Below are 23,683 nucleotides of genomic sequence, written 5' to 3'. Positions count from 1 at the left end.
GTAAGCAGAATATTCTGAAATATAAGGAGGGGAGTCAGATGTTGCATGTAAAACTGATGAAGCCGTTTTATACAAAGAGAGAAGGGCACCGCATCAAGTTTGTGTTCGCCTATCAATATTTTTCGATTCTGAAAGATGATGAAGTGTTTCATTTCATCCCTGTTGAAGGGAAGGAAATCATCGTCAATTTGAATACCTTCCAAGTAGAAAACCTTTCCGAAGTCTTTGTATTCCAGAAAGGGAACCGCTTTATCCGTTTGCCGCTCTACCAATTGCTGCTGGTCTCAGACATTCACACACACCTTCAGAGCATATTGAAGGAAGAAAGGGCGGAATTGATCGAAGTGAACGAACAAACAAAGAAAGAAGCGACCGAAGCAATCCAGTTCCTGGAGCAGGAAAACTTCAACCGCATGATCGACCAGGCATTAGCCGCGGGGGATAAGGAACTGTTTGAGAAGCTGCTGTCCCAGCAAAAACAATTACTCGATGGAGGTCTATGATGAAGCATACAACAGCCTATGGATAAGAAACGCCTGCCCCTGAATACGAGAGCAGGCGTTTTTATATGGAAGAAAACAGCAAAAAGCCCTTTTCCGTCTATCGGAAAAGGGCTTTTACGTATATTTGGAAATCATATGGTGCTCCTTTCTACATGAGCATGAAGTAATTGAGTGCCAACATTACGACTGCAGAACCCGTCACGCCCAGCGCAAGATCTCCCCATTGCATCTCCAGTACTTTTTCGAAATTATTCATGATGATCCGCTCCTTCTCTGATTGTCGGGAAACCCTGTTTGCCAGTTATAGTGTTCGGTTGAACTATTTATAACTTATTTACAGTGTATAAGGGACTGGAAGAAAATGCATGAGACTAAATTACCAAATATTCTAAAAATTAAAATAAATAGAGAACTTCATTGCATTCAAAGCCGTCAATTAAGAGGTCCCGAGGATTGTGTAAAAGGGGTAAAAAATTGTGCGGACGGCGATTATTAATGCATCTGACAAACTGGGCCGCAATTTCATGCAATGAATATGCACGAAATAGCAGGAACAAGCGAGTAATTCGGCTGTTTTGAATGGATATTACCAGCCAGCTGCATAAGAAAGGTAAGATTTTGAATAAAAAATTATATTGAAATATTCTTACAATATTGCTACATTAGTACATATAAAGTTTCAAAAATATTCCGAATAAGACAAACAAAGGGGAATTATGCAGCATGAAATTTTACTTGTCGATGGACATGGAAGGCGTGACAGCACTTCCGGATTATACATATGTGGATTCAAAGGAAGCGAATTATGAAAGAGGCCGGCGCCTCATGACGGGTGATGCCAACGCCATCATTCATGGTGCGTTCGATTCAGGCGCGGAAGCGTTTCTCGTCAACGACTCGCATTCCAAGATGAACAATTTGATCGCTGAAGACCTTCACGAAGAAGCGGAACTCATAACAGGCGGCGTTAAAGCATTTTCGATGGTCGAAGGCTTAGACGATAGCTACACAGGCGCCTTTTTTGCAGGTTATCATGCACGCGCCGGCCAAAAAGGCGTCATGTCGCACGCCATGATTTTCGGCGTCCGGTCGATGTGGATTGATGACGTCGAAGTCGGCGAGCTCGGCTTGAATGCGTACGTCGCAGGTTACTACGGCGTACCGGTCTTGATGGTAGCGGGAGATGACTGCGCGTGCAGGGAAGCGGAAACGCTCATTCCGGGCGTCACGACAGTCGCCGTCAAAGAAACCTTGACGCGTTCTGCAGTGAAAACACTGCACCCGAAAAAAGCGCAGCGGCTGCTGCGTGAGAAAACGCAGGAAGCGATCCAACACAAAGATCGTGTGAAACCGCTCGTGCCGCCGGAGCAACCGACACTTCGCATGGAATTCACCAATTACGGCGAAGCGGAGCTTGCTGCGATGATGCCGGGCACTCGCATCGAAGAAGGAACGACGATCGTCCGTTACGAAGCACAAAACATACTGGAAGCTTATCGCGCCATGCTGGTCATGACAGAACTGGCGATGCAAGCGAAGTTCTGTTAGGGGGAAGAAACAATGGGCAAATACATATTCAAACGATTTTTGATGATGCTTGTGACGATTTTCATCATCGCGACACTGACGTTTTTCCTCATGCACGCCGTTCCGGGTTCGCCGCTTGAAAGCGACCGCAATACGAACGAGACGGTGCAGGCAAATCTAGAGCGCTTCTACAAGCTCGATCAGCCGCTACATATTCAATATTTGAGTTATATGCAATCGATAGTCACGTTCGATTTCGGGCCGTCGATCAAAGACCCGAACCGCACCGTTAACGAACTGTTGGCGAGAGGCTTTCCGATTTCCTTCGAACTTGGGATTATCACCATTCTTGTGGCGGTCGTCTCGGGAATCATTCTAGGGACGATGGCTGCGCTGCGGCATAATAAAATGATTGATTACGCCGCGATGGCTTTTGCGGTCGTCGGGATCTCGATCCCGAACTTTGTACTCGCAACGGTGCTGATCCAGCAGCTAGCAGTCAACTGGAATCTGTTCCCGCCCGCGACCTGGACCAGCCCGATGCATATGGTGCTGCCGGTGCTGGCGCTGGCAACCGGACCGATGGCGATCATCGCTCGCCTGACGCGCTCGAGCATGCTCGAGGTGCTGACGCAGGATTATATTAAAATGGCGCGCGCCAAAGGCATCAAGCCGATGCGCATCGTTTTGCGGCATGCGCTGCGCAATGCTTTAATGCCGGTCGTGACGATCATGGGCACTTTGCTTGCCGGTATTTTAACCGGAACTTTTGTCATCGAGAAGATTTTCGCGATTCCGGGAATGGGCAAATACTTTGTCGATTCGATCAACAACCGCGATTATCCGGTCATCATGGGCACTACAGTATTCTATAGTGCGTTCTTGATTTTCATGCTGTTTTTGGTCGATATCGTCTACGGCATATTGGATCCGCGCATCAAGCTCCACAAGAAAGAAGGTGATGTGTGATGACTCAGGTCCGTGATGAATGGTTCCGCCCTTCCGATAAAAGTGGAGATGAAAAAGAAGCCGTCGTGCGCCCATCGCTTTCTTATTGGAAAGACGCCTGGCGCAGGCTAAAGCAAAATAAACTGGCGATGCTCGGCTTGATTTTCCTGGCCCTGCTCGCTGTGATGGCGATATTCGGTCCTGTTTTCTCGCCGCATTCCGTCACTACACAAGACTTGCCGAACCAAAACCAGCCGCCGAGCGCAACGCATTGGTTCGGAACCGATGAAGCGGGGCGCGACGTCTTTACCCGCACTTGGTACGGAGCGCGCATTTCTTTATTCGTCGGCTTGATGGCCGCATTGATCGACTTTGTCATCGGCATCGTCTATGGCGGCATCGCCGGCTATAAAGGTGGCAAAACCGATGGCATCATGATGCGCATCATCGAAATTCTTTACGGCTTGCCTTACTTGCTCGTAGTTATCTTGCTACTTGTCGTGATGGGGCCGTCTTTATGGACGATCATCCTCGCGCTCACCATTACCGGCTGGGTCGGCATGGCCCGAATTGTCAGGGGACAGGTGCTGCAAGTGAAAAACTACGAATTTGTTACCGCTTCGAAATCGTTCGGGGCGAAAACACCGCGTATCATTCGCAAGAACTTGATCCCAAACTCGATGGGGCCGATCATCGTGCAAATGACTTTGACTGTGCCGAGTGCCATTTTTGCTGAAGCGTTCTTGAGCTTCCTTGGCCTTGGAATCCAGGCGCCGTTTGCAAGTTGGGGCGTCATGGCGAATGACGCTTTGCCAGTCATCATTACCGGCGACTGGTGGCGCTTGTTCTTCCCGGCATTATTTATTTCATTGACGATGTTCGCATTTAACGTACTTGGAGACGGGCTGCAAGATGCACTCGATCCGAAGATGAGGAAGTGAAGACATGACAGGAAAGCAGATAGCTGAAGAGTTGGCTCGTACCCGCCTGGAAGATGGTGCGGATCTCGATGCGGTCGACCATACCGGCAAACGCGGCAAGATTGTAAAACCGAAAAAACGCAAAACCGTTACAGACGAGCGCATCCTTTCCGTACAGGATCTGCACGTGACCTTCAATACATACGGAGGAACCGTACAGGCTGTGCGCGGCGTCAATTTCGATCTGTATAAAGGAGAAACTTTGGCGATCGTCGGAGAATCAGGCTGCGGCAAATCAGTGACATCCAATGCGATCATGGGCTTGATCCAGCAGCCGCCCGGAAAAATCAGTTCCAAAGGCGTTCATTTCAAAACACAGGATCTCACTAAATTATCGAAGAAAGAAATGCGCAAAATCCAAGGCGTCGACATCTCAATGATTTTCCAGGATCCGATGACCGCGCTCAACCCGACTTTAACAATCGGCGAGCAATTGACAGAAGGTGTCAAACAGCACAAGAACTTGAGCAAAGCGGAAGCGAAGGAACGGGCCATCGATATGCTCAAGCTGGTCGGCATTCCGAATCCGGATGAGCGGCTGAAGCAATATCCTCACCAATTCTCTGGGGGCATGCGCCAGCGTATCGTCATTGCGATCGCCTTGATCTGCGAGCCGGAATTATTGATTGCCGATGAGCCGACGACTGCGCTCGATGTGACGATCCAAGCGCAGATTCTGGAATTATTTGAAGAAATCCAAGCGAAAACCGGCGTGTCGATCATCTTGATCACGCACGACCTCGGCGTCGTCGCAAAAATTGCCGATCGCATCGCAGTCATGTATGCCGGCAAAGTGATTGAAACCGGCGACAAGCGCGAGATTTTCTACAATCCGCAGCATCCGTATACGCAAGGCTTGCTGACTTCCGTGCCGCGGCTCGACCTCGCCGGCGGGGAACTGAAACCAATCGACGGCACACCGCCTGATCTGTTCGCACCGCCGGCTGGCTGCCCATTTGCAGCGCGTTGCCCGTTTTCGATGGACGTCTGTACGAATGTCTATCCAGAAGTAACGGCTTTATCCGAAACCCATAAAGTGGATTGCTGGCTGCAGGATCCGCGGGCTCAAAAATTGATCGACGAACAGGCTTTTGCAAGATGAATTTGGCTGGGGGCGCATTTGCGCATTCACATAAAGAGAAACTTCAATCAGTGGGGGTTTTTCTTATCCCACTGATTGTTAGTTGATCCAATCAGACTTTTAGGGACCGTGAATCTCCCGCTTGTAAAAGTGGGAGTCTTACGGACCGTTGAAGTGTGATAAAAAGAAAACATTAGGGGGAAAACACATGAAGAAATGGCTCGTATTGTTTCTGATGGCGATGTTCGTGTTCGTTCTCGCAGCTTGTACGGCAAGCGAAGACGCGGGAGAAGACACAAGCACCGATTCAGGCGAAGAAGGCACTGCTGATTCTGGCGGGGAAAAAACATTGTTTATGAATAACGCGGAAGAACCGACTTCATTTGATCCATCAATTGGCTTTAACGCCGTATCATGGAGCGCTTTGAATAATTTGATGGAAGGTTTGACACGTCTTGATGAATCATCTCAGCCGGTCGAAGCGACAGCTGAATCAATCGACGTCTCTGAAGACGGTTTGACGTACACATTCAATATCCGTGAAGATGCTAACTGGTCGAACGGCGAACCGGTTACAGCTGGCGATTTCGTATTCGCTTGGCAGCACATGCTAGACCCGGAAACTGCATCTCCGGCAGCTTTCCTTGCTTACTTCATTGAAGGCGCAGAAGCGTACAACAACGGAGAAGGCGCTGTAGAAGATGTTGCGATTTCTGCAGAAGACGACAAAACCTTCGTCGTGAAATTGACGGAACCGACAGAAGCGTTCTTGAACATCATCACCAACCCAAGCTTCTTCCCGATTCACGAAGCGACAGCTACTGAAAATCCAGACTGGCACACAGAAGCGGATAGCTTTGTCGGCAACGGGCCGTTCAACTTGGCTTCTTGGAGCCATGACGAAGATTTCGTCTTTGAAAAGAACGAAGAGTATTGGGATGCTGAAAACGTGAACTTGGATAAAGTCCACTGGGCAATGGTCAACGACCCGAACACTGAATACCAAATGTATGAAGCGGGGGAACTGGACGTATCGAGCGTTCCAGCTGAAATGTCCGAACAATTGCAGGATTCTCCGGAACTTACCGTACTTGATCAGGCCGGTACTTATTTCTACCGTTACAATGTAGAAGAAGAGCCATTTACGAATAAAAAAGTCCGCCAAGCATTCGCTTATGCGGTCAATCAAGATGATATCGTCCAATACGTGACGAAAAACGGTGAGAAACCGGCCTATGGTTTTGTTTCTTACGGATTTGAAGGGCCGAATGGCCAGGAATTCCGTGATGAAGCGGGCGAATTGGTGAAATTCGACGCTGACAAAGCGAAGCAATTGCTTGAAGAAGGCATGGAAGAAGAAGGCTGGGATGAATTGCCGCCAGTCACCATCACTTACTCAACAAGCGAATCACACCAGAACATTGCTGAAACATTGCAAGATCAATTCAAGACCGCTTTGGGTGTAGATGTTGAACTTCAAAATGTTGAAGCGAGCGTCTTCTTGACAGAACAAAAAGAATTCAAATACCAATTGTCGCGCAGCTCATTCATCCATGATTATGCTGACCCGATCAACGCGCTCGAAAGCTTCATCACTGATTCTTCCATGAACCGTACTCAATGGTCCAACGAAGAATTCGATAAGCTCATCGCTGACGCAAAAGCAGAAACAGACTCTGCAGCACGTTGGGAAATGCTCATCGAAGCAGAAAAAATCCTAATGGACGAAATGCCGATCTTCCCAATCCATTTCTATAACCAAGTCCAGCTGCAAAAAGAAGGCGTCGAAGGCATCCTTCGCCACCCGGTTGGGTACATCGATTTGAAGAATGCGGATAAAAATTAAAAGCTGAAGCGGCCGAGTCGATGCTAAGCTAAGTGCGCGACGTCCTGTCGCAACGCTTAGCTGACCCGCTTCCGGCGGGCCCTCGACAGGCATAAGACAAATTCCCGAAGCGGCGTTCTTTGCCGCAAAGGGAAGATGGCTTATGACCCGAGAGGCAGGCCGCTGAAACTGGATATGAATAAAAGCGACTGCCTCCGTTCAGCTCTGACAGGCGTAAGACAGACCAGCAATGCGGCGCTCTTTGCCGCACAGTGGAAGTGGCTTATGACCCGAGGAGTTGGGCGTGAGAGCTGGAAATGACTAAAAGCGATCACGCCCGTTCCACGGCCGTAATCACCTGAAAAAACAGAAGCGCGGCCAGGCGCCGCGCTTTTCTGTTTTTCACTGAGGAAAACTGGTAGTTTTAATGAGTGAAGAACAGAAAACAAGAGGAGTGAGCAATATGCGCACAATGCCAAAACGATTGCAAAAAGGGGATACGGTGGGCATCATTTCGCCATCAAGCCCGCCAAATTTAGAGAATTTGAAAAAGGCTTTACCGTTTTTAGAAGAATTAGGGTTGAAAGTGAAAATGGGCAAATCGGTCGAAGCGAAAAACGGCTATCTTGCCGGAACGGATGACGAACGCTTGGCAGATCTGCATGCCATGTTCGAAGACCCGGAAGTGAAAGGCATCATTTGCGCTGGCGGGGGATATGGAGCCGCACGCTATGCGGACCGGATCGATTACGCGATGATCAAAGAAAACCCGAAGATTTTCTGGGGCTACTCAGATGTGACATTTTTACATAATGCAATCGGCATGTATGCAGAATTGGTAACCTTCCACGGGCCGATGCTGGCATCGGATGTCGGAAAACCGGAATTCCACGAGCGTAGTGGCCGCATGTTCGGACAGATGTTCCAGCCGTTCGAATTGCATTACGACGAAACCATCTCCGAGCTTGAAACTTTAGCAAGCGGTATGGCAGACGGCGAACTAGTAGGGGGTAACCTATCGTTGATTCGCGGGACGCTTGGGACGAAGTTTGAAATCGACACGAAAGACAAGATCTTGTTGATTGAAGACACAGGCGAAGAACCGTATCAAGTGGACGAAATGCTCAATCAGCTGAAAATGGCGCGCAAGTTCGAGCAAGTGGCCGGCATTGTCATCGGCGATTTCAAAAACGCTGAACCGAAAAAGCCAGAACAATCGTGGACGCTCGCGCAAGTATTGGATGATTACTTTAAAGACTTGGACGTGCCAGTTGTGAAAGGCTTCAAGATTGGCCATTGCGAACCGCATTTCTCCGTGCCGCTCGGCGTAAAAGCCCGTCTCGATGCCGATGCGAAAACCTTGACGATCCTGCCGGGGGTCGAGTGATATGCCGGTTTTAGCGTCTATCGAGACTTACCGGATAGCCGTTCCTTTAAAAAAGCCGTTCAAGACAGCGCTCCGAACTGTGGAAGCGGCTGAAGCGGTCATCGTTCATTTGACGACGCAAGACGGCCGCTCCGGTTTCGGCGAAGCGCCGCCGACCCATGTCATTACGGGTGAAACCTTGGATAGCATCGAACGCGCTGTCCATGTGATTGGAGCGGGGTTAATCGGGATGGACGTGAGGCGCCGTGAACAGCTTTTCGAGAAGCTTCACAAGACGCTCGTCGGCAACACCAGCGCCAAAGCGGCGGTGGATATGGCACTTTATGATTTGATCGCTCAGCAAGCCGGCATGCCCTTGACACAGTTTCTCGGCGGCTACCGTGAATCGATCGGGACCGATTACACGGTTTCGGTCAATGCTCCTGAAGAAATGGCGCAAGATGCGGCAGACTATGAGCAGCAAGGATTTACGGTTCTGAAAGTGAAAGTCGGCATCGATACCCCTGAACAGGACCTGAAGCGAATCCAGGCCATCCGGGAGCGTGTCGGGAATACAGTCACACTGCGCTTAGACGCCAACCAAGGCTGGGATCCAAAATCGGCGGTGCGCATCATCAACCAGATGGAAAACGCCGGGTTCAATATCGAATTGATCGAGCAGCCGGTTCCGGCACATGACATCGAAGGCATGAAATTCGTTACGGACAATACATTGACACCAATCATGGCGGACGAGAGCGTCTTTTCATCGGTTGATGCAAAACGCGTGTTGGAATTGCGCGCAGCAGACTTGATCAATATCAAATTGATGAAAGCGGGCGGCATCCACCGCGCAATGAAAATCAATGCACTCGCTGAGGCTTTTGGCGTGCCGTGCATGACCGGCAGCATGATCGAAACGAAACTCGGCCTGTCCGCGGCTGCCCATTTTGCGGCAAGCCAGCCGAACATTACACGTTTTGATTTTGATGCGCCGCTTATGCTGAAAGAGGACCTCTTGCCAGGCGGCATCCAATACAGCGGCAAAGCCATCCGCTTTTCAGATGAGCCAGGGCTTGGCATCGATGCGGAGCGGTTCCTGGAAACTTTACGCGAACGGAGAGGATAACATGGCACAGACACAATCGACGACTTGGGTTTGCCGCGTTCCGGTGACGAGCGTCTGGACCCATCCCGATAAAGTGCGGGACGTGGATGCCCACGGCGTTGCAGACATGCCGAACATCAATAAATGGCGTGAAGCGATGGACCAGCAGCAAACCAAGGACCTCACTGTAAGCAACCGCCTGCAGACGCAACTGCTTTACGGAGAGCCTGTTTTAATAGAAGAAATCGACGGCACGTGGGCGAAGATCATTGCTCCTTGGCAGCCGTCTCATAAAGACGGGCGCGGCTATCCAGGGTGGTTGCCAGTAGCACATCTAAAAGAAATTGACTCAGTTGCAGATCGAAGCTACGCACGTGTATCCGCTGATAAAGCGCAATTATGGACGCTAGAGCGCCGGCCGATCGCACAGCTTCCCTTCAACAGCCTGTTGCCGGTCAAAGATGCGAACGAAACGCATGTCCATGTCCATACGCCGGATGGTGATGCATTTATAGAAGCTAAGCACGTTCAGCTCGTCCCGGCGCCTGAACAGATTCCGCTTGGGAACGGCCAGTCGATCGTAAACGAAGCAGAACGATTCTTGGGATTGCAGTACTTCTGGGGCGGCATGTCGAGCCTTGGCTATGATTGTTCCGGATTTTCCCATCATATGCTGAAAGCGAACGGCTACTACATATCGCGGGATGCAGGAGACCAGTCTGTGGAAGGCGTAGAAATCGACCGTCTTGATTCTGCTGCTTGGCAAACAGGCGATCTTTTGTTCTTCGCTTACGAAGAAGGATTAGGCAAACTTCATCACGTCGGCATTTATTACGGCGATGGCATGATGATCCATTCACCGACATCCGGCAAAGCCATTGAAATCACTCGTCTCGAAGGCACGGTCTATGACAAGGAATTATGTGCCGTCCGCAGATTTACTCAGGAGGAAACAACATGACGAACGAAACTTTATTGTCTGTACAGGAACTCAAGCGCCATTTTGACCTCGGCAAAGACACAACGTTAAAAGCGGTCGACGGTATTTCATTTGATATCAAGCGCGGCGAAACCTTTGGGCTCGTAGGAGAATCAGGCTGCGGCAAGTCAACAGCGGGCCGGACCATCATGGGCTTATACAGCTCGACAGATGGCAAAGTCGAATACGACGGCGTCGATATCCATAAAATGTCCGAAAAAGACCGCTTCGATTACTTGCGCAATATGCAGATGATTTTCCAGGATCCATATGCGTCGCTCAACCCGCGTTCGACTGTTTTCGAAATTATCGCCGAACCGATGCAAGTCCACGGGCTGTATAAGAATAAAAAGGAATTGCAGGCGCGTGTCCACCAATTGCTCGAAGATGTCGGATTGAACCGCGACCATGCCAACCGCTATCCGCATGAATTCTCGGGTGGGCAAAGACAGCGTATCGGCATCGCGCGGGCTTTATCACTCGACCCGGATTTCATCATTGCGGACGAACCGATCTCGGCACTAGATGTATCAGTCCAAGCGCAAGTCGTCATGCTTCTGCAAAAGCTGCAGAAGGAAAAAGGGCTGACGTATTTGTTCATCGCCCATGACCTGAGCATGGTCAAATATATATCAGACCGCATTGGTGTAATGTACCTCGGGCATATGGTCGAACTGACAACGGCCGACCAGTTGTATGAGAAGCCGCTTCATCCTTATACGGAAGCCTTGCTGTCTGCGATTCCGATTCCCGACCCCGATATCGAAGAAGCCCGGGAACGTGTCATCTTGGAAGGCGAATTGCCAAGCCCGATCGATCCACCGAGCGGCTGCGTGTTCCGGACTCGCTGTCCACATGCGATGAGCATTTGCGCAGAGAAAAAGCCGGCATGGCAGGAAAAAGAGCCCGGCCATTACGTCGCGTGTCATTTATATGAGTAATTGAAACAGGTGAATTTACCATAAATTTATGCTATAATAGAAAGATAATGTTTTCATTATAGAGAGGCGTGGATAACTATGGCATTTCAACCCCATGAAAAAGAAGTATCTGAATTTGTAGCGGCCCGCAAAATCGGCGAATGGATTTCATTCACCCGCAATGGCGTCGACGTTAACGGAACCATCTTCAAAATTATGGACAACTCGGTGATCGTCGAGATTTCACCAGAAGACGCCAAGGAAATCGGCGCTGCTTCCAACATGACCGTAATTTCACATAAGAAATACAAGATTGTCGCAGATCAATAAATGAAACCTCCGCAGCCGCGGAGGTTTTTTCATTTTGTGAAATTAAGTGAAGTTAGCGAGTGTTTGTATATGGAATTGTTGCGATGTTCTATTTGTTCTTCATGTTAATATTCGCCGCCTTGCTTTGGGTTGGCCTTTGGCAATAAGCCAGGAAGACCACCTGTCTTACTGCGTCGGCTCACCCTTGGCGCCGGCGGCTGAGAGATTTCGTTGATTGGGGTGAGTTTCGTTAGATTTGCTTCTATAGTTAGTTGCCGTCTAGTGGGGGAATCACTTCCCGAGTCTAGTGTGGAATGAGATAGCGAGGGTTTGCTGGTGAAGTTATTTCGTAGTTCTATTTAGGTGTCGTCTAAGTAGCAGCCGCCTTGCTTTGGGTTGGCCTTTGGTAATAAGCCAGGAAGACCACCTGTCTTACTGCGTCGGTTCACCCTTGGCGCCGGCGGCTGAGAGATTTCATTGAGAGAGGTGTGATTAGTTGAATCCGCTTCTGTAACTAGTTGCCGGCTAGTTGGGGAATTACTTCCCGAAATGTGGCAAACTGAAAATCACAAACTCATTGATCCAAACGATATGAGCTACAAAACATGATGCATTTCCACACTTTACTTTAAATGAACTGAAGAAACGATCTTCCACTTTAAAACTAGAAACGGAGTGGAAGGGGGCTGACGCCTGTGGGACCGCGCGGGCTGGCGAGACAAACGTGCCACGCTCTTCGGCACGTTGGCTCAACACCCGCCCCACGGCAAGCAGCCCCCTGCAACGTAGTCGAAAAGCGTAAGCTTTTTCTACTCACTTCTTTCACACCACTTTTCTTCATTAAACATCTCCTACTTCCACTCCACTTCACCCTTTACTAATTTGAAATTCACCACAATCCTATGCCATTCGTCTCAAAGCCACCAAATATTGAAAATTGTGGCAGGGAATTCGTTTCAAAGCGTATGGTTTTTTGGTAAAGTAAAACTAAGCAGAACGCCATTTGCCTGAAAGGACTTAGACGCATGATATCTGATTTTAAATTTTGGCATTTCTTCCTGAACCAAGGCCAACTCATACATAATTTGCGACACACCGAAATGAGGCAAATCAATAAGCGGCTGGCCGTTATTCTGGTGCTCGGCTTGATTGTGTTCGCCTTGCCTGAAATTTGGGGCATGAACACCGGATCGTTGACGCCGCTGCTTGCGGCAGGCATGTTCGACGGCTATACACTCGCGCGTTGGACTTCGCTAGTCGGCACCTTGCTGTGGGGCGGCTTGTATTTGAGCTTCCATCTATACATCGCCGCGTATTTGTACGGCCGGATCATCGGCATCCCGTGGAAGGCGATGATCGTCATGCAAGCTTACGTTACGGCATTGTTGGTGCTGGAAAAAGGATTGATTTTCGGTATATTTGCCTGGAATGGCTACACGATGGCCTTTTCGCCGTTTTCATTCGGGCCAATCGCCGCGACATTCCTGGACAATAGCTACCTGATTTATTTCTTTAACCAATTAACTTTGTTTACGTCATTGATTATCGCGATTCAATACCGCTTTATCAAAAACTTTTCGCGTGTATCGCCGAAAATCATCCTGCTCTCACTGATTGTTATCCATGTGATTTCGGCATTGATCGTCGCACTGTTCAGCCAAATCCCAGTCGATGAAATGCTGCGTGACTTTATGCAAGGGGGGCCGATCCTATGAACCGCTTTTTCTTTATCGGCTTATCCATTGCCATCGTCGCTTTTTTGACCTCGAACTTCCTGTTGCTGTTCGGGGAAAAGAGCATCATTTCGAAAGAATTATATGTCAGTGAATATGAACAAGCGTATACCCATACATATACCGAGACTTTGCCGAAAGAAGCCTTGACGGCGCCGCAGGATACGATGGAAATCTATGTCCAGGACCACGAAGCGCTTGAGCAATGGCTCGTCAAAGAAGGCGATGCTGTAACGGCAGGTGCTGAACTGGCACGTTTGAATGAAAGCGAATCGGAAGACCAGCGCGCCATTTGGCAATCGGAACAAAGTGCGCTTCAAGCAGAACGCAGTGAAGTCCAGTCCACGTTGCAGGAATTGACACAGGCGCGCGCATCGCAAGACAGCAGCGTCTCCGAAGACTCGAATAACAGCTCCAGTTATCCGGGTTTTGGCGAAGACATGGAACAGGAACTGCGCATGGATGTTAACGTCTCGGTCGGCGTGGAAGTGCCTGAAGACGGCTCGTATGCTTCAGGCATCGCGCAAGCCCAGCAACGTCTGGCAGCCATTGATTCTGAACTTGCGGTCGTGGAAGCGCAGCTCGCGCAAAGCCAAGAAAATCCGGCGCTCATCAGCCCGGTCGAAGGGACGGTCGCGAGCATCAACCGCGACACCGAACCACTTAGCATCGAGATCTACAATAACGAACGGGAATTCGTCACATATCTATTGGAAGATGAATGGCACGAAGTGGAACAAGCTGACCGCGTATTTATCCAGGCGCCAGGGATCGAAGGTGCGATTCCTGGAACGGTCCGCAGCGTTTCTGAAATCCCGGCTGAAGAATCCAAGTGGTTCGAAGCATACCGGAAGCTTGGCCGCATCGAGCAAAACAACCCAATCGCGTTTTATGAAGTGCGCATCGCTCCTGAAACGCCTTTGCAAGACAAAATGCCTTATGGCAGCAACGTCAACGCAGAAATTACCTTGGATGAAGCACAAGACGCCATTGCCTTGCGCGACGGCTGGGTTTACGATGACGATGACACAACGGGCACTGCCTATACTTTGAACATTGACGGCCGTCCGAATGCTGTTCCTGTCGAAATCGCCTTTAGCCAACAAGGCCGCGTCGTTCTCGCAAGCGGCATGGAAGCAGGGGACATCACCATCAATGAAGAACAGCTCCACGATTATCCGGGACGGCCGAAGCTCTTCATGCCGTTCCCAAGCCGCACGCCGGACTTTAACTATGCGAAGAATACCGAATGGCGCGCTTATATCGAATATTTATTGGCACGCTAAGCAAAACCTCCGGGGATTTCCGGAGGTTTTTTTGATGGCAAAGAGTTTGGGGAAGTACAAAAATTTGCTGTGTAATTAGCCGCAGCGAAAGCACCGGCGAAACTTGCGCTTAATTTACGGCCGCCATTGGTGTACGATAGACACAACACATTACAGCCATTGAACGGAGTGGAATATCCATGAAAGAAACAGACTGGCGCTTCCGCGTCGCGCACCGGGAAGCCTGGATCGGCCTCGGCCTTGCGCTCTTCAACTTTATCTGGTGGTTCGCTTTCGCCTATGGGCTCGGCAGTCGGCCAGTTGAAGAATACACATACATATTCGGCTTGCCCGATTGGTTTTTCTATAGCTGCGTCGTCGGCTTTTGGGTTATGGTCGTGCTCGTTACGGTCGTCGTCAAATTTTTCTTCGTCGATGTGCCATTTGACGAAGAGCAGGAGGAGAGCCGATGAATTATTCAGTCCTCATTCCCATGATCGTTTTTTTGATCATTATCTTTTTCATCGGCTATTGGTCGAGCAGAAAATTGGCCGGTTCTTCAAACTTCATCAGTGATTATTTCCTTGGCGGGCGTGAACTTGGCGGTTTTGTCCTGGCGATGACCATGGTCGCGACATACGGCAGCGCTTCAAGTTTCCTCGGGGGGCCAGGGACCGCCTATACGATGGGCTTTGGCTGGGTGCTGCTCGCGATGACACAAGTGGTCACCGGTTATTTTGTCCTGATGATTCTCGGGAAAAAATACGCCATCATGGCCCGCCGTTATAACGCGGTGACGATGATCGATTTTCTCAAAGCCCGTTACAATAGCACAGCTGTTGTGTTGTTATCGGCGCTTAGCATCATCATCTTCTTGTTTTCCGCGATGGCGGCCCAGTGGATCGGCGGCGCGCGGCTCATCGAGTCTTTAACAGGACTCAGCTATCAATCGGCCTTGTTCTTGTTTGCCATCAGCGTTCTCGTTTATGTGACGATTGGCGGCTTCCGGGCTGTCGCCTTGACCGATGCGGTGCAAGGGGCGGTCATGCTTATCGGCACCTTGATCTTGCTGGTCGCTGTCATCATTTCAGGCGGCGGAATTTCGAACATCATGCAAGATTTGATCAATGAAAACCCGAATTTGGTGACGCCATACGGAGCGGAAGGCAATCTCAGCGCCGCTTACGTCTCGTCGTTCTGGATTCTTGTCGGTGTCGGCGTTGTCGGCTTGCCGCAAATCGCGGTGCGCGCCATGTCTTATAAAAATGCGCGTTCGATGCACCGTGCGCTCATTATCGGCACGATCGTCACCGGCTTTATCATGCTCAATATGCATTTGATCGGTGTATTCGCGCGCCCGATCCTTCCGGGCATTGAAGTCGGCGATAAAGTCATTCCGCTGATCGCGCTGGAAACTTTGCCGCCTTGGGTCGCGGGTATCGTCTTGGCAGCTCCGATGGCGGCGATCATGTCGACGGTCGATTCGCTGCTATTGCTCGTCAGTTCGTCGATTGTCAAAGATGTCTATTTGAATTACGTCAAACCGGATGCAAGCCTGAAAACCATCAAACGCATGTCCTTCGGGGTCACGGGGATTCTCGGCGTGATTGTCTTCTTGCTGGCGCTCGATCCGCCTGATTTGCTGATTTTCTTGAATTTATTCGCGTTCGGCGGTCTGGAAGCGGCGTTTATCTGGCCGATCGTTCTCGGGCTTTACTGGAAATGGGGCAATAAATACGGGGCGATTGCGAGTATGGCGACAGGGATCCTAAGCTATATCGCCTTGCATTTCTATAACATCGAAAACGGTAATTTGTTCGGCGTCCATACCGTCACGTTGCCGGTCGTCTTGTCGCTTCTCGCCTTTATCGCCTTCAGTTTACTGATCAAGCGTCAGGCGTATGATTACAATGCCATTCTATACAGAAACGAAAAACAAGCGTAAAATAAAGGGCTATATCTGGAAAAAGGGAAAGAAGGGCTGCACTTTTGACTCCATGGAAAGTTTACGGCATCTTAACATCGGTGATGGTCGTGTGGGGATTCAACCTCGCGGCGGTCAAGTATTTATTGGAATTTGTTGATCCAGTCACGCTGACGGCGTTTCGGATCTTACTGGCAGGCGTGACCGTGCTGATTATTTTGGCATCGCTCGGCATGATGCGCTGGCCAAAGCGCAGCGATTGGAAATACATATTGCTCGGAGCGCTGCTCAATGTAGTGGCGCATCATTATTTTCTGTCACAAGGTTTGGCGATCACTTCCGGAACGAACGCGGGATTGATTCTCGGGACCGGGCCGATGTTGACGGCAGTTCTCGTATCGCTGATTATGCGCATTGTGCCATCTAGGCTGCAATGGCTCGGGGTGTTCATCGGTTTCGCCGGCGTCGCCATGACAGTGATGGTCGGAAGCGACTCGGCATCAGGCTTGAGTTTAGGTGATATATTGGTCTTCATCTCCATCTTGGCTCAAGTCTTCAGTTATATTGTCATAGCAAATGCGGCACGCTCGCTGGATCCGCGCCTGTTGACGGGATACATGCTCGTGACGGGAGCGATCGTGTTGTTCATCATCGCGCTCATCCAGGAACCGGGAGAAATTGCGGCATTCGCGGCAGTTCCATCGTCATTCTGGCTGGCGTTCTTCTTTTCGGGAATGCTTGGTACAGCAGTAGGGCATATGCTTTACAATTACTCGATTGGCCAGGCAGGACCGACGAAAGCGGCAATTTTCATGAACCTGAATACGCTGTTCTCGCTCGTGGCAGCAAGCCTCATTCTCGGTGAAACGATTACGCCGGGTCATTTGATCGGACTTGTGCTCATAGTGATCGGCGTGATATTCGGGTCAGGGGCAGCGGAGGATTTACTTCGGAAACGCAGGAAACGGCTCCCTACATGAGCCGTTTTTTTCTATAGTGGAATAGCGAAAGGAGAATGAACGATGACGGGTTTATGGGGCACACCAGCACAAGTGCGCCAGCTGACAGAACAATTGGTCGGCTGGGAGTCGCAAGGTTTGACGGAAGGGGAAGTGAAATTCCCGGAACGATTGAAATCCAAATTAATGGAAACGGAGTATTTTCACAAGCACCCAGAACTCGTTTCCTTAGGCGAAGTCAATTGGGAACGCCGGTATTTGACCGCATTATACAAGCATGAAAAAGCCTCACGCACCGTCGTGCTGCTCAGCCATTTCGATACCGTCGCCGTGCACGAATACGGGGATTTGGCGCCGCTCGCTTACCAGCCGGCAGAACTGGAGAAAGCATTCCAAAAGATTAAAAGCGAATTCAAGCCGGAGATGCAGGCCGATCTCGCATCCGGTGATTATTTATTCGGCCGCGGCATCATGGACATGAAGTCAGGGCTGGCGATCCATATGGCGTTGATCGAACGGGCCAGCCTTGAAAATTGGCCGGTCAATATTGTGCTCATGTCAGTGCCGGATGAGGAAGTCAACTCGGCAGGCATGCGTTACGGCGTGTCAAAGCTGCTCGACCTCGAACGCCAATATGGCTTGGAATATGTGCTGTTTCTAAACGGGGAGCCGGTGTTCGCGAAATCGCCTGGCGATGAATCGCAATACATCTACACCGGGTCGATCGGGAAAATCATGCCGAGCGCTTTGTTCTACGGCAAAGAAACGCATGCAGGGGAGCCGCTTGCTGGCATGACCTCGAGCTATCTGTCCACCTATTTGACGCGGAAAATGGAATGGAATCCGGCGTTTTCTGAGACCGTGCACGGAGAAGAAACGCCGCTTCCGGTAACCCTGACGCAAGGGGATATGAAAGAAGAATATTCGGTGCAGACGCCATACCGGACAAAAGCGCTCTATAACGTCTTCACGATGGAAAGAAACGCTGAAGACGTCATGGGTATTTTCGAGGGCTTGGCAAAGGAATCTGCTGCAGAATGCATGGAAGATTATCTTGCCTTGTGCGAAAAAGTCGGCATGGCACCGCGTGTTGAGGAAATCCGCGTCCTCCGTTACGAAGAACTTGTAGAGTACGCCAAAGAGAAATTCGGGCTTGATTACCTAAATCAATTGATTCGCGATACGTTGATGGACCCCGAACGTGACGTCCGCGATAAATCGTTCCATATTGCGGACATCTTGCTGTTAAATTGCCAGGAGTTGACGCCGGGGATCGTGTTATTGTTTGCGCCGCCTTATTACCCAGCGGTCAATTCTAGCGAAGACCCATTCATCGAGAAATGTGTGGCTCATGTCACGCAAGATGCGCTCGAACGTTTCGAATTGGAGCTCGAGCAAGTGCATTTCTTCAACGGCATTTCGGACCTTAGCTACGTCAATTACGAGGATACGGCGAGCGGCTGGGTCAGCTATGAGAAAAACACACCGGTTTACGGCGATCAATACAGCATCCCGTTCCAAACGATGCAGCAGCTCAAAGCGCCGGTCTTGAATATTGGACCCTTTGGCAAAGACCCGCATAAACGCACCGAACGGCTCCATATCAAAAATGCATTCGAGGAAATTCCGGAAATCATCGCAACCTTGATTTTGCACATTGGAGAACAAGCGGATTAATAGCAATGAATGAAGGTGTTTTCACAATCCGGTTTGTTTTGAATTGAGAAGACAGGTACAATTCAAAAAGATGAAAAATTTAAAGGAGCGAATCTTTTATGGAGTTCAAGCAGCAGACCGAAACGTATTTTGATTATTTCCATGCGCATCCTGAAGTCAGCTTCAAAGAAGTCGAGACGACGAAGAAACTTGCACAGATCATGGATGAGCTCGGGGTAGAGTACCGGACATTCGAGGACGTCACGGGCTTGTTCGCAGAAATTGGCGAAGGCGAGGAAGTGGTCGCCGTCCGTGCGGATATCGATGCCTTGTGGCAGGAAGTGAACGGCAAAGTGCAAGCCAACCATTCCTGCGGCCACGACGCCAATATGTCGATGGTACTCGGAGCGCTCCTGCGCTTGAAAGATGAATCCTTGAACAAGCGCATCCGCTTTATTTTCCAGCCGGCTGAAGAGCAAGGCAACGGTTCGCTTGCGATGATTGAACGCGGGGCTTTAGAAGGGGTGACGCACCTATTCGGCGTCCATTTGCGTCCGCAGGAAGAGCTGCCGTTTGGCAAAGTGACGCCTGCGCTGCATCACGGTTCTGGGATTTTTCTGAAAGGCAAGATCATCGGAGAAGATGCACACGGTGCGCGTCCCCATCAAGGGAAAAATGCCATCGACGTCATCGCGGCGATCCATCAATTCGTGAAAACGATTTATTTTTCGCCGTTTGAATCCTATTCAGCCAAGTTGACGAATATCCAGACCGGCGGGGAAAGCTTGAATATCATCCCGGGAAGCGCCACATTCGCGCTTGATGTGCGCTCACAGTCCAATGAGTTGATGGACACGATGAAAGTTCGCCTTGAGGAAGGTTTGCGGGCGATTGCAGCGCTTCACGATGTGAAAATCGAGTTGAAATGGGACGATTACACGCCAGCTGCTGAAGTATCCGATGAGGCGATGGAAATTGCTGCACAAGCGATTCGCAATGTGCTCGGAGAGGAAGCTTTCGCTGACCCGATCCAAACCACGGGTGCGGACGATTTCCATTTCTACACGATCAAGCAGCCAGCGTTAAAAGCGGCGATGGTCGGGATTGGTGCCGATTTAACACCGGGGCTTCATCATCCGGATATGACGTTCAACCGGGAAGCGCTTGATGTTGGCGCACGCGTCTTGGCGGAGACTTTGCGCTTGACGTAAGGGCATATTGTCGATGTGCCTGGAGTAGTTTCTGGGCATATCGTTAAGGGTATGGAACAATGATTTACACTATAAGAATTTTAAAGGGGTCATCAGAGATGGATGCAATATTCAACGGGTTGACGTGGATCGTCGACGAAGGCAATAACTTATTATGGACATACATACTGATTGGGCTCTTGCTCGGTCTTGGTTTATACTTCACCATCCGTACTCGCTTTGTGCAAGTTCGCTTGTTTGGTGAAATGTTCCGTGTTATTACGGAAAAGAAAGATGGAACCGGCGGGATTTCCGCATTCCAGGCATTCACGATTTCGACTGCATCCCGCGTCGGGACCGGGAACATCACCGGCGTTGCTTTGGCAATTGCCATCGGCGGGCCGGGTGCAGTTTTCTGGATGTGGGTTGTAGCCCTAATCGGCATGGCGACCGCATTCATCGAAAGTACGCTTGCTCAAGTGTATAAGATCAAAGACGGCGAGCAATTCCGCGGCGGCCCTGCGTACTACATGGAAAAAGCGCTCGGCACGCGGAAACTGGGCATCGTTTTTGCCATCCTTCTGACACTCGCTTTCGGGTTCATCTTTAACTCGGTGCAATCGAACACCATCGCCCAATCGGTCAGCGATGTATTGGACATCCCGAACTGGGTCGTTGGCGCAAGCTTGGTCGTGTTATCGGCCATCGTCATTTTCGGCGGTGTACGCCGGATCGCTCATGTGACACAAATCGTTGTGCCGATCATGGCCACTGTTTATTTGATTGTTGTAGCTTACATCATGGTCATGAATTTCACGGAAATTCCAGCGGTCTTCACTTTGATTATCCAAAACGCATTTGGTCTTGAAGAAGTGGTGGGTGGCGGTATCGGTGCTGCGATCATGCAAGGTATACGCCGCGGCTTGTTCTCGAACGAAGCCGGTATGGGGTCTGTTCCGAACGCCGCCGCTTCCGCGAACGTTTCGCATCCTGCAAAACAAGGGCTTGTCCAAAGCTTGGGCGTCTTCTTCGATACGATCATCATCTGTTCAGCGACTGCATTCGTCATCATTCTGGCGGACCTGTACCGCACCAGCGAACAGGAAGGAATCCTTCTGACGCAAGCTTCACTGGATATGCACTTAGGCGGATGGGCACCGTACTTCTTGGCGATCGCAATCTTTTTCTTCGCTTTCAGCTCGATCGTCGGGAACTATTATTACGGCGAGACGAATATTGAATTCATCAACGCCCACAGCATGTGGTTGACTGTTTACCGCTTCGGCGTATTGGCAATGGTCATGTTCGGGTCTATCGCACAAGTCCAGCTTGTCTGGAACATGGCTGACTTGTTCATGGGCATGATGGCCGTCATCAACTTGATCGTCATCGCATTGCTCGGGAAGATTGCGTTCCGCGTCCTCGATGATTACATGGGACAAAGAAAAGCAGGCAAGAATCCGGTGTTCTATGCGAAAAATTTACCTGGCCTGAAAAACACGGAATGCTGGGGAGAAGAAGCACATCGTCACGACGAATAACTTCTAGCCTCTTCCGCATTTGCGGAGGAGGCTTTTCTTTGGGAACCCAACGAGCTACCTTGCGTCCTGTAACGAAACCGTAATGAAAAATACACCAAAACGATTTCTGCCCAAGGCTTTGCTATGGTAGAATGAACTATTGATAATATGTGAGTTGAACAAAAAATGAACCAGTCAAAGAGAGCGATGTAATCGTTACAGGCAGACGCTTTCCGCGGGCATGGCTTGAGCCTCCTCGGTCGCTGCGCTTCCTGTGGGGTCTCAAGACTCATGCTATTCCCGCAGGAGTCGCTGCCTTGCACTCTTAATGCCTGGATTACATCAATAGATATGGAGCAAAATAGCGCAGACTCCTTGGGGATCAGCGAAGTGCTGAAATCCATTCGGGCAGCAAGCCCGAATTAGTTCAGCGCAAGCCCCCAGGAAAGCCAGCTGTTTTGCGGAATATCGTATGCAATAAAGTCTTAAAGACAAAGTATTAGTTCAACTTATTTAACAAAACTATTGAAACAAATCTCTGCTTGCAAAGCGGGAGATAAAAAATTACTGGCGATTGAGGAGAATTAACGAAATGGAAAAAATCTGTGTAGTTGGATTAGGATATATCGGCTTGCCGACAGCGGTCATGTTCGCAAACCATGGTTACGATGTTCACGGAGTGGACGTCAATCAAAAAGCAGTGGACATGCTGTCTGACGGGCAAATCCACATTGAAGAACCGTTTCTTCAAGATTACTTGAACAAAGCATTGGAAAAAGGCACTTTCTCGGTTTCGACAACACCTGCAGAAGCGGACATGTTCATCATCGCTGTGCCGTCTCCGATTGCAGAAGACAAAACAGCCAATATGGATTACATCCGTGCAGCGACTGAATCGATCGTGCCATTCCTGAAAAAAGGCGATTTGGTCGTCTTGGAATCGACTGTTCCTCCGCGCACTGTGCTCGATGTCATGATGCCGATCCTTGTGAAGAGCAATTTGGAAATCGGGACAGAACTATTTGTTTCGCATTCCCCAGAGCGCGTCATTCCAGGAAAAGTTTTCGAAGAACTTGTGAAAAATGACCGCATCATCGGCGGCATCAATGAAGAATCTTCAAAACGTACGCAAGTGTATTACGAATCATTCGTTAAAGGTGAATTCATTTTGACGGATGCGACGACTGCTGAAATGGTCAAGGTCATGGAAAACACTTACCGCGACGTCAACATCGCTTTCGCCAATGAAATCGCGAAAATCTCCGACAATGTCGGGGTCGACGCTTGGGAAGCAATCCGCCTCGCCAACCATCATCCGCGTGTCAATATCCACTTGCCAGGCCCTGGAGTTGGCGGACATTGCATCGCAGTTGACCCATGGTTCTTAGTCGAAAAAGAGCAGGAACTGTCGAAAATCATCCATTTGTCGCGCACGACTAATGATGACATGCCGCAATACACGGCAGACAAGATCGACGATATCCTAAAAGATGTGGCCGATGCGAAAGTCGCTGTGTTCGGTTTGGCCTTTAAAGGCAATATCGACGACATCCGCGAAAGCCCTTCGATGGAAGTGCTGGAACACTTGAAAGCGAAAAACCTGCGCATTTCTTCTTTTGACCCGCACGTCAAAGAAAACAAAGCGCCATTCCAGACGCAATCTTACGACGAAGCAGTCGAAGGAGCGGATTTGATCGTTATCTTGACCGACCATAAAGCATTCAAAGAATATGATCCGAAAACTCTTGGTGGAACGATGCGCCATAAAGCCATTTTCGACACGAAAAATGCCATCAGCCGCGAAACTTACGAAGAAGCCGGATTCACGGTTTACCGTCTCGGCGACGGCAAAGGCAACCCGAAAAATTAAAATACACGGCCGCATTTTCA

At 49.8% G+C, this 23,683-nt stretch carries 20 protein-coding genes; all 20 read left to right on the top strand.

Features of this window, described 5'->3' with window-relative positions:
- Positions 1 to 38: 38 nt before the first annotated feature.
- The 20 genes from AUC31_RS11915 to AUC31_RS11820 all read left to right on the top strand — a co-directional run bounded on the left by AUC31_RS11915 (position 39) and on the right by AUC31_RS11820 (position 23,663).
- Positions 39 to 503 (top strand): hypothetical protein, encoded by a 465-nt coding sequence (locus tag AUC31_RS11915; protein WP_058382979.1) that lies wholly within the window; start codon positions 39 to 41, stop codon positions 501 to 503.
- Positions 504 to 1,226: 723 nt separating this feature from the next.
- Positions 1,227 to 2,051 (top strand): M55 family metallopeptidase, encoded by an 825-nt coding sequence (locus AUC31_RS11910; RefSeq protein ID WP_058382980.1) that lies wholly within the window; start codon positions 1,227 to 1,229, stop codon positions 2,049 to 2,051.
- A 12-nt stretch (positions 2,052 to 2,063) separates the two neighbouring features.
- Positions 2,064 to 2,999 carry an ABC transporter permease gene (locus AUC31_RS11905; RefSeq protein WP_058382981.1) on the top strand — a complete coding sequence of 312 codons (936 nt, stop codon included), beginning with the start codon at positions 2,064 to 2,066 and terminating at the stop codon, positions 2,997 to 2,999.
- Positions 2,999 to 3,919 carry an ABC transporter permease gene (locus AUC31_RS11900; RefSeq protein WP_058382982.1) on the top strand — a complete coding sequence of 307 codons (921 nt, stop codon included), beginning with the start codon at positions 2,999 to 3,001 and terminating at the stop codon, positions 3,917 to 3,919. The genes AUC31_RS11905 and AUC31_RS11900 overlap by 1 nt, the downstream gene beginning before the upstream one ends.
- 4 nt (positions 3,920 to 3,923) lie before the next feature.
- Entirely contained in the window at positions 3,924 to 5,060 is a 1,137-nt protein-coding gene (locus tag AUC31_RS11895) for an ABC transporter ATP-binding protein (protein ID WP_083509181.1), read from the top strand.
- Between the two features lie 187 nt (positions 5,061 to 5,247).
- Positions 5,248 to 6,885: a peptide ABC transporter substrate-binding protein gene (locus AUC31_RS11890; protein ID WP_058382983.1), complete on the top strand. Its 1,638-nt coding sequence runs from the start codon at positions 5,248 to 5,250 to the stop codon at positions 6,883 to 6,885.
- Positions 6,886 to 7,327: 442 nt separating this feature from the next.
- Positions 7,328 to 8,251 carry a S66 peptidase family protein gene (locus tag AUC31_RS11885; RefSeq protein ID WP_058382984.1) on the top strand — a complete coding sequence of 308 codons (924 nt, stop codon included), beginning with the start codon at positions 7,328 to 7,330 and terminating at the stop codon, positions 8,249 to 8,251.
- 1 nt (position 8,252) lies between these two features.
- Complete coding sequence (locus tag AUC31_RS11880; RefSeq protein ID WP_058382985.1) at positions 8,253 to 9,359, top strand: mandelate racemase/muconate lactonizing enzyme family protein; 1,107 nt, start codon at positions 8,253 to 8,255, stop codon at positions 9,357 to 9,359.
- 1 nt (position 9,360) lies between these two features.
- On the top strand, positions 9,361 to 10,299 hold the full coding sequence (locus AUC31_RS11875) for a C40 family peptidase (RefSeq protein WP_058382986.1): 939 nt from the start codon (positions 9,361 to 9,363) through the stop codon (positions 10,297 to 10,299).
- Positions 10,296 to 11,258 carry an ABC transporter ATP-binding protein gene (locus tag AUC31_RS11870; protein WP_058382987.1) on the top strand — a complete coding sequence of 321 codons (963 nt, stop codon included), beginning with the start codon at positions 10,296 to 10,298 and terminating at the stop codon, positions 11,256 to 11,258. Before AUC31_RS11875 ends, AUC31_RS11870 begins: the two co-directional genes overlap by 4 nt.
- A 78-nt stretch (positions 11,259 to 11,336) precedes the next feature.
- Positions 11,337 to 11,567, top strand: a complete 231-nt coding sequence (locus tag AUC31_RS11865) for a DUF2187 family protein (protein ID WP_058382988.1) — start codon at positions 11,337 to 11,339, stop codon at positions 11,565 to 11,567.
- A gap of 1,004 nt (positions 11,568 to 12,571) precedes the next feature.
- Complete coding sequence (locus AUC31_RS11860) at positions 12,572 to 13,261, top strand: hypothetical protein (protein WP_237150597.1); 690 nt, start codon at positions 12,572 to 12,574, stop codon at positions 13,259 to 13,261.
- Positions 13,258 to 14,565 carry an efflux RND transporter periplasmic adaptor subunit gene (locus AUC31_RS11855; RefSeq protein WP_058382989.1) on the top strand — a complete coding sequence of 436 codons (1,308 nt, stop codon included), beginning with the start codon at positions 13,258 to 13,260 and terminating at the stop codon, positions 14,563 to 14,565. Before AUC31_RS11860 ends, AUC31_RS11855 begins: the two co-directional genes overlap by 4 nt.
- 179 nt (positions 14,566 to 14,744) lie before the next feature.
- Positions 14,745 to 15,017, top strand: coding sequence for a YhdT family protein (locus AUC31_RS11850; protein WP_058382990.1), 273 nt, complete (start codon positions 14,745 to 14,747; stop codon positions 15,015 to 15,017).
- Positions 15,014 to 16,489: a sodium/pantothenate symporter gene (gene panF, locus AUC31_RS11845; protein WP_058382991.1), complete on the top strand. Its 1,476-nt coding sequence runs from the start codon at positions 15,014 to 15,016 to the stop codon at positions 16,487 to 16,489. The genes AUC31_RS11850 and panF overlap by 4 nt, the downstream gene beginning before the upstream one ends.
- Before the next feature lie 44 nt (positions 16,490 to 16,533).
- Positions 16,534 to 17,448: a DMT family transporter gene (locus AUC31_RS11840; protein WP_157073497.1), complete on the top strand. Its 915-nt coding sequence runs from the start codon at positions 16,534 to 16,536 to the stop codon at positions 17,446 to 17,448.
- A gap of 42 nt (positions 17,449 to 17,490) precedes the next feature.
- Positions 17,491 to 19,104, top strand: a complete 1,614-nt coding sequence (locus AUC31_RS11835) for a M20/M25/M40 family metallo-hydrolase (RefSeq protein WP_058382992.1) — start codon at positions 17,491 to 17,493, stop codon at positions 19,102 to 19,104.
- 98 nt (positions 19,105 to 19,202) lie between these two features.
- Complete coding sequence (locus tag AUC31_RS11830; RefSeq protein ID WP_058382993.1) at positions 19,203 to 20,294, top strand: amidohydrolase; 1,092 nt, start codon at positions 19,203 to 19,205, stop codon at positions 20,292 to 20,294.
- Positions 20,295 to 20,392: 98 nt separating this feature from the next.
- Positions 20,393 to 21,814, top strand: coding sequence for an alanine/glycine:cation symporter family protein (locus AUC31_RS11825; protein ID WP_058382994.1), 1,422 nt, complete (start codon positions 20,393 to 20,395; stop codon positions 21,812 to 21,814).
- Between the two features lie 571 nt (positions 21,815 to 22,385).
- Positions 22,386 to 23,663, top strand: coding sequence for a nucleotide sugar dehydrogenase (locus AUC31_RS11820; RefSeq protein ID WP_058382995.1), 1,278 nt, complete (start codon positions 22,386 to 22,388; stop codon positions 23,661 to 23,663).
- The last annotated feature ends 20 nt before the right edge of the window (positions 23,664 to 23,683 follow it).

This window comes from Planococcus rifietoensis (assembly GCF_001465795.2).
Taxonomy (GTDB): Bacteria; Bacillota; Bacilli; order Bacillales_A; family Planococcaceae; genus Planococcus; species Planococcus rifietoensis.
This window is presented reverse-complemented; position numbering and strand designations above follow the sequence as displayed.

Excerpts from the sequence above, each read along its gene's own strand:
- AUC31_RS11915 (WP_058382979.1), top strand. The coding sequence starts at position 39 with ATGTTGCATGTAAAACTGATGAAGCCGTTTTATACAAAGAGAGAAGGG.
- AUC31_RS11910 (WP_058382980.1), top strand. The coding sequence starts at position 1,227 with ATGAAATTTTACTTGTCGATGGACATGGAAGGCGTGACAGCACTTCCG.
- AUC31_RS11905 (WP_058382981.1), top strand. The coding sequence starts at position 2,064 with ATGGGCAAATACATATTCAAACGATTTTTGATGATGCTTGTGACGATT.
- AUC31_RS11900 (WP_058382982.1), top strand. The coding sequence starts at position 2,999 with ATGACTCAGGTCCGTGATGAATGGTTCCGCCCTTCCGATAAAAGTGGA.
- AUC31_RS11895 (WP_083509181.1), top strand. The coding sequence starts at position 3,924 with ATGACAGGAAAGCAGATAGCTGAAGAGTTGGCTCGTACCCGCCTGGAA.
- AUC31_RS11890 (WP_058382983.1), top strand. The coding sequence starts at position 5,248 with ATGAAGAAATGGCTCGTATTGTTTCTGATGGCGATGTTCGTGTTCGTT.
- AUC31_RS11885 (WP_058382984.1), top strand. The coding sequence starts at position 7,328 with ATGCGCACAATGCCAAAACGATTGCAAAAAGGGGATACGGTGGGCATC.
- AUC31_RS11880 (WP_058382985.1), top strand. The coding sequence starts at position 8,253 with ATGCCGGTTTTAGCGTCTATCGAGACTTACCGGATAGCCGTTCCTTTA.
- AUC31_RS11875 (WP_058382986.1), top strand. The coding sequence starts at position 9,361 with ATGGCACAGACACAATCGACGACTTGGGTTTGCCGCGTTCCGGTGACG.
- AUC31_RS11870 (WP_058382987.1), top strand. The coding sequence starts at position 10,296 with ATGACGAACGAAACTTTATTGTCTGTACAGGAACTCAAGCGCCATTTT.
- AUC31_RS11865 (WP_058382988.1), top strand. The coding sequence starts at position 11,337 with ATGGCATTTCAACCCCATGAAAAAGAAGTATCTGAATTTGTAGCGGCC.
- AUC31_RS11860 (WP_237150597.1), top strand. The coding sequence starts at position 12,572 with ATGATATCTGATTTTAAATTTTGGCATTTCTTCCTGAACCAAGGCCAA.
- AUC31_RS11855 (WP_058382989.1), top strand. The coding sequence starts at position 13,258 with ATGAACCGCTTTTTCTTTATCGGCTTATCCATTGCCATCGTCGCTTTT.
- AUC31_RS11850 (WP_058382990.1), top strand. The coding sequence starts at position 14,745 with ATGAAAGAAACAGACTGGCGCTTCCGCGTCGCGCACCGGGAAGCCTGG.
- panF (WP_058382991.1), top strand. The coding sequence starts at position 15,014 with ATGAATTATTCAGTCCTCATTCCCATGATCGTTTTTTTGATCATTATC.
- AUC31_RS11835 (WP_058382992.1), top strand. The coding sequence starts at position 17,491 with ATGACGGGTTTATGGGGCACACCAGCACAAGTGCGCCAGCTGACAGAA.
- AUC31_RS11830 (WP_058382993.1), top strand. The coding sequence starts at position 19,203 with ATGGAGTTCAAGCAGCAGACCGAAACGTATTTTGATTATTTCCATGCG.
- AUC31_RS11825 (WP_058382994.1), top strand. The coding sequence starts at position 20,393 with ATGGATGCAATATTCAACGGGTTGACGTGGATCGTCGACGAAGGCAAT.
- AUC31_RS11820 (WP_058382995.1), top strand. The coding sequence starts at position 22,386 with ATGGAAAAAATCTGTGTAGTTGGATTAGGATATATCGGCTTGCCGACA.